The organism is Trebonia sp. (assembly GCF_049794275.1).
In the GTDB taxonomy this organism is placed as follows: Bacteria; Actinomycetota; Actinomycetes; order Streptosporangiales; family Streptosporangiaceae; genus Trebonia.
Map to the genome: position 1 here is coordinate 1 of NZ_JBARCR010000043.1, position 5,712 is coordinate 5,712.

6 protein-coding genes and 1 pseudogene are annotated in these 5,712 nt (G+C 71.5%); 6 read left to right on the forward strand and 1 reads right to left on the reverse strand.

Features of this window, described 5'->3' with window-relative positions; all coding sequences use genetic code 11:
- A pseudogene (locus tag WA805_RS01060) lies at window positions 1–355 on the forward strand (tRNA pseudouridine(38-40) synthase TruA); the annotation flags it as partial.
- On the opposite strand, the gene WA805_RS01065 reads toward WA805_RS01060, so the two are convergent.
- Complete coding sequence (locus WA805_RS01065; RefSeq protein ID WP_425241434.1) at window positions 352–2,097, reverse strand: hypothetical protein; 1,746 nt, start codon at window positions 2,095–2,097, stop codon at window positions 352–354. The pseudogene WA805_RS01060 and the gene WA805_RS01065 overlap by 4 nt on opposite strands.
- Window positions 2,098–2,437: 340 nt before the next feature.
- Here WA805_RS01065 and rplM point away from each other — a divergent pair, with 340 nt between their 5' ends.
- The 5 genes from rplM to WA805_RS01090 all read left to right on the forward strand — a co-directional run.
- Window positions 2,438–2,881 (forward strand): 50S ribosomal protein L13, encoded by a 444-nt coding sequence (gene rplM / locus WA805_RS01070; protein ID WP_422280458.1) that lies wholly within the window; start codon window positions 2,438–2,440, stop codon window positions 2,879–2,881.
- A 29-nt stretch (window positions 2,882–2,910) separates the two neighbouring features.
- Window positions 2,911–3,456 (forward strand): 30S ribosomal protein S9, encoded by a 546-nt coding sequence (rpsI, locus tag WA805_RS01075; protein ID WP_422280460.1) that lies wholly within the window; start codon window positions 2,911–2,913, stop codon window positions 3,454–3,456.
- A gap of 27 nt (window positions 3,457–3,483) precedes the next feature.
- Window positions 3,484–4,872, forward strand: a complete 1,389-nt coding sequence (gene glmM / locus WA805_RS01080; protein WP_422280462.1) for a phosphoglucosamine mutase — start codon at window positions 3,484–3,486, stop codon at window positions 4,870–4,872.
- The gene (locus tag WA805_RS01085; protein WP_422280464.1) at window positions 4,869–5,228 is read left to right on the forward strand and encodes a holo-ACP synthase; all 360 of its coding nucleotides are present in this window, start codon (window positions 4,869–4,871) and stop codon (window positions 5,226–5,228) included. The genes glmM and WA805_RS01085 overlap by 4 nt, the downstream gene beginning before the upstream one ends.
- 5 nt (window positions 5,229–5,233) lie before the next feature.
- On the forward strand, window positions 5,234–5,712 hold a 479-nt coding region (locus WA805_RS01090; RefSeq protein WP_425241435.1), incomplete at its 3' end, for an NAD(P)H-hydrate epimerase.

Genomic DNA, 5,712 nt, shown 5'->3' on the forward strand with positions numbered 1-5,712 from the left:
CGACTTCGCCGCCTTCTGCCGGCGCAGAGAGGGCGCGACCACGATGCGCGCGCTGCGCCGCCTCGACTGGCAGCGGGACGACGACGGCGTCGCGGTCGCCTGCGTGGTCGCGGACGCCTTCTGCCACAACATGGTCCGCGCGCTTGTCGGCGCGCTCCTCGCGGTCGGTGAGGGCAGCCGTCCGCCGTCGTGGCCGTCCGCCGTCCTCGCCGCCGCGGTCCGCGACCCCGCGGTCCGGGTGGTGCCGCCGCACGGGCTCTGCCTGGAGGAAGTGCGCTACCCGGCGCCCGGTCAGCTGGCGGCGCGCGCCACGCTCACCAGGCGGGTGCGCGTCACCCAGGACACCGGCGGCTAACTGGCGGCCGTCGCGGGGTGGCCGTTGAGCATGCGCTGGCTCAGGCTGATGTTGGCGGTGCCGGCGATCAGGTCGGCGCCGAACTGCTGGAGCTGCTGATCCTGCGTGTTGTTCGCGGGCGCGTTCGTCGAGGTGAACTCGGCCCAGATCATGATCAGGTAGTGGCCCTTGTACTCCGCCTCGACGATCCCTGTGCCCTTGCCGAGCTTGCTCGTGACGCCCGTGGTCGTGCTCAGCGGATCGACGAAGTCGCTGTTGCCGACCAGCTTCCCCGCGTGGTGCGCCTCGTTGGTGGTGGACAGGTTGGCGACGCCGATGGTGCCCATCATCTTGCCGTCGCCGGAGAAGTAGCTGGCGCGCAGCACCTGCGTGCACTTGCCGTCCTGCAGCGCGCTGGTCAGGTCCTGGCCGATGACGGCCTTCGAGCAGGTCGTGTCCAGCTTCGTGCCCGCCCTGGTGAACGAGCCGTGGTCGGTCTCGTTCACGAACGCGGGCGGGAAGAGCTCGGCCAGCGTCAGCGGGGCGGGATCGTCGGTGCGCAGCTCGATGTGGCAGTACTGGCCGAACTGCTTGACGCAGGCGGCGGTGGCCGCGGAGCCGGTGCCAGGGGACGGGAGCGGGGCGGCCGACGTGGGGGTTACCGTGGAGGGCTTCGGCTTCAGCACGAAGACGTAGCCAGCCGCCGCGAGTATCCCCGCTACCACGACCGCGGTACCCGCGATCAGCAGCCGGCGCTTGCCGTGTGGGTTCTTCCCGGTCTTGCGGGGCTTCCTGCCCTTGCCGCCCTTGCCGGGCTTGCCCGCGGGCGGCGCTGTCCCGTCGTCACCGTACCGGTCCTGGTAGGGGTCGTCGTAGTCGTCGCGGCTCTCGTAGCCTTGGCCGTAGCCTCCCTGGTCAAAGCCCTGGGAAGGGCCGTACCCCGGCGCGTCCTGGTACTCGCCGCGGTCCTGGTAGCCGGCGTACGCGCCGTACTGGCCGTCGTACCGCTCCTGCTCCCCGGTGTGCACGAGGCCCGGCGGGTCGGCTGCCTCCCTGGCTGCCGGGTACGGTCCGCTGCCGTACGCGTCGATGGTGCGGGCATCCAGGTTGTACGTGCCGGTATCGGCGAAACCGGCACCGGAGCCGGAAGCCCCGGCCGGCCGGCCGCCGTACCAGTCGTTGCCCGCGTAGCGCCCGGCAACGTCGTCAGCCTCGGCGCCGTTGCCCAGCGCCGGATAGCCCCCTGAGCCGTAGCCGCCTGGCTGGGCCGGGTAGCCGCCTGAGCCGCTATAGCTGTCCGGCTGGGCCGGGTACCCGCCTGAGCCGCTATAGCTGTCCGGCTGGGCCGGGTACCCGCCTGAGCCGCCATAGCTGTCCGGCTGGGCCGGGTACCCGCCTGAGCCGTAGCCATCCGGCTGGGCGGGATAGCCTCCTGAGCCGCGGTAGCCATCTGGCTGCGCTGGATAACCCCCGGAGCCGCCGTAGCTGTCCGCTTGCGCGGGATAGCCCCCTGAGCCGTAGCCGCCTGGCTGGGCCGGGTAGCCCCCTGAGCCGCCGTAGCCGTCCGGCTGGCCGAACCCGTCGTCGCCGTAGCCGTCGCGGCCGTGGTCGTACGCGTCGTAGCCGGCGTACGAGTCGTCTGGCGCGTGGGCGTCGTGGCCGTCGCCGTAATCGGCCTGCCCCGGATCCGACGACGACTGCCAGGGAGGTTGGCGCCGTGAGTTCGCTCGCGTGCGGGAGCCGTCCTCACCCTGGTATCCCATGGGAGAGAGGTTATCGTCCATACCAGCCCGGCACGGGTGGTCGCAGAACTTTCAGCGCTCTGTAATCCTAAGAGTCCAAATCGTAAGCAGTGTCCCAGGAACGCGGGACGGCGGCCGCGGCCGCGGGGGCCTCGGGGTGGGGTAAAATTCAATGATCCTGCGGGGGCGTATTCGCGCGCGTTGGCGTGCGGGACGGATTCGCAGTATGCTGCATTGGCGTCATCCGCGACGAGCGGCGCATAGCGTCACGCACGCTGAGCCGGTCGCGGGGGCGGGTGGAGCGACGGACTCCGTCGGCAGGTCTCCTGTCTAACGAACCACATGCGAAGGCTTAACGACTGTGCGCACTTTCAGCCCGAAGAACAGTGACATCACACGGCAGTGGCATGTCATCGACGCCACTGACGTCGTGCTCGGCCGCCTGGCCAGCCACGTGGCGGTGCTGCTGCGGGGCAAGCACAAGCCCATTTTCGCGCCGCATGTCGACACCGGCGATTTCGTCATCGTGGTCAACGCGGACAAGGTCGCGCTCAGCGGCTCGAAGCTGCAGGACAAGAAGGCTTACCGGCACTCCGGCTACCCGGGCGGCCTGAGCGCGGTCAGCTACGCGGACCTGATGGCCAAGCACCCGGAGCGAGCCGTCGAGAAGGCCGTCAAGGGGATGCTGCCGAAGAACTCGCTCGGCCGCAAGACGCTCGGCAAGCTCAAGGTCTACGCCGGTCCCGACCACCCGCACCGGGCGCAGCAGCCACAGCCGTACGAGATCCGGCAGATTTCCCAGTAGTGCCGCAAGGAAGCGTGAGGAATAGCACCGTGGCCGAGCCCACCGGCGTAGAGACGCCCGCAGAAGAGACGGCTAACTCCGCCCCGGAGTTCGCCGACGACAGTTCCGGCGGCGAGGAAACCCCGTCGGAGTACACCAGCGAGTCTTCTGAGGCCGCCGCTACCAGGGTCGCGCGCCGTCCGGTGATCACCGGCAATGCCGCCGGCACCGGCCGCCGCAAGGAGGCCATCGCCCGCGTCCGCATCGTCCCTGGCACCGGCCAGTGGACGATCAACGGTCGGCCCCTTGACTCGTACTTCCCGAACAAGGTGCACCAGCAGATCGTCAGCGAGCCATTCGTGCTGATCGGCGCCGAGGGCAAGTTCGACGTGCTCGCGCGCATCGGCGGCGGCGGCGTCACCGGCCAGGCCGGCGCGCTGCGGCTCGGCGTCGCCCGCGCGCTGATCCTTGTCGACCCGGAGAACCGGCCGCCGCTCAAGAAGGCCGGCTTCCTTACCAGGGACGCCCGGGTGACGGAGCGGAAGAAGTACGGCCTCAAGAAGGCCCGCAAGGCTCCGCAGTACTCCAAGCGCTAACCGTCGCCTCGACCCCGGATACCTGACATGGGCCGGATTTTCGGTACTGACGGCGTTCGAGGAGTGGCCGGGCGTGAGCTGACGGCGCAGCTCGCCATGGAACTGGCCATGGCGGCGGTGCCGGTGCTCGCTGACCGCGCCGGCCGCCCTCAGCGCCCAGGCCGCCCGGTGGCAGTAATCGGCCGTGACTCGCGCGCGTCCGGCGACTTCCTCGAGGCAGCTGTCGTCGCCGGGCTGGCCAGCGCCGGCGTCGACGTGCTCAGGCTCGGAGTCATCCCCACGCCTGGCGTCGCCTACCTCACCGGCGCGCTGCAGGCGGACTTCGGCGTGGTGCTGTCCGCGAGCCACAATCCGGCGCCGGACAACGGAATCAAGTTCTTCGGCCCCGGCGGGGTCAAGCTTCCTGACGAGACCGAGGACGAGATCGAGGCCCTGCTGCGGGCGACGCCGCCGGACAAGACCCGCGTCCAGGACGCCGCGGCTGAACCGGTCGCGTTCGGCCGGGTCACCGACGCGTACTCCAAGCACGAGGTGTACCTCGACCACCTGCTCGCCACGCTGCCGGTGGCGGCAGACAGGCGTCCACCGCTGCAAGGGCTGCGCGTCGTCGTGGACTGCGCGCACGGCGCGGCGTACAGCATCGGCCCGCGGGCGCTGCGCCGGGCCGGCGCCGAGGTCATCGCCATCGGGGCCGCGCCGGACGGCGAGAACATCAACGCCGGCGTCGGATCGACTCACCTGGACGCGGTGGCCGCCGCGGTCGCCGAGCACGGCGCGGACGCGGGCCTGGCCTTCGATGGTGACGCCGACCGCTGCCTCGCCGTGGACGCCGACGGCGCGCCGCTCGACGGCGACCAGATCCTCACCGTGCTCGCGTCGCAGCTCAAGCGCAGCGGCCAGCTCGCGGGCGACGCAGTGGTCGTGACCGTGATGTCCAACCTCGGCTTCCACGACGCGATGCGGGACGCCGGCATCACCGTGGTCCAGACCCCGGTCGGCGACAAGTACGTGTACGCCGCCATGCGGGACGGCGGCTACGTGCTCGGCGGCGAGCAGTCCGGGCACATCATCCAGATGGGCCACGCCACCACCGGCGACGGCGTGCTGACGGGGCTGCATCTGCTCGCCGCGGTGAACAGCAGCGGCGTCCCCGTCTCCGCCGCCGCGAAGGCGATGACCAGGTACCCGCAGGTCCTGATCAACGTGCGCGGCGACAAGGTCCGTGCGATGGCCGACCCGGCGCTCGAGCGCGCGGTCAGCGCCGCCGAGGTCGCGGTGGGCACCAAGGGGCGAGTGCTGCTGCGGCCGAGCGGCACCGAGCCGGCCATCAGGGTGATGGTCGAGGCGCGGGAGAGCGAATTGGCCGAGCGCGTCGCGGCCCAGCTCGCGGAGGCGGTACGCCTGGCGATGGCATGATCGTCGGTGTCGGCATCGACGTCGTCGAGATCGCCCGCCTCGCGTCCGGGCTAGCCCGGACGCAACGTCTTGCCATCAGGCTGTTCACTGAGAGAGAACGCGACCTTCCGCTGCCGTCGCTGGCGGCGCGTTTCGCGGCGAAGGAGGCCCTGGCGAAGGCCCTCGGTGCGCCGCACGGCCTGGTGTGGACAGACGCCGAGATCATTACCGGCGCGGACGGCCAGCCCGAGCTCAGGGTCTACGGCACGGTCGCGGCCGCCGCCGCGCGCGCCGGGGTGACGCGCTGGCACGTGTCGCTCAGCCACGACGGCGGCGTGGCGACCGCTGTTGTCATCGCCGAAGGCGGGGCAGACTAGGCAGCGTGCGTGACGCTTACCAGGTAGCCAAGGTCCGCGCGGCGGAAGCCGCGTTGATGGCGCTGGTCCCCGATGGCGCGCTCATGCAGCGCGCGGCGGCGGGACTGGCATCGGTGTGCGCGGAGCTGCTGAGCAGCGGCCCAGGCGGCCCAGGCGGGGTCTACGGGGCGCGGGTCACGGTGCTCGCGGGCACCGGGGACAACGGCGGGGACGCGCTGTACGCGGGCGCACTGCTCGCCGCTCGCGGCGCCGCGGTGACCGCGATCCAGGCCGGCCAGAAGATCCATCCTGGCGGCGTGGCGGCCCTCAGGACGCGCGGCGGCCGCGTCGTCACGGTCGCGCCGCCCCGCGGCCCCGACGACACGCGCCCGGATATAGGCGCCCGCTACGACGCGGGACACGACGCGCGGCAGGCGATCGGCCGCGCGGACCTGATCATCGACGGGATGCTCGGCATCGGCGGCAGCGGCGGCCTGCGCGAGCC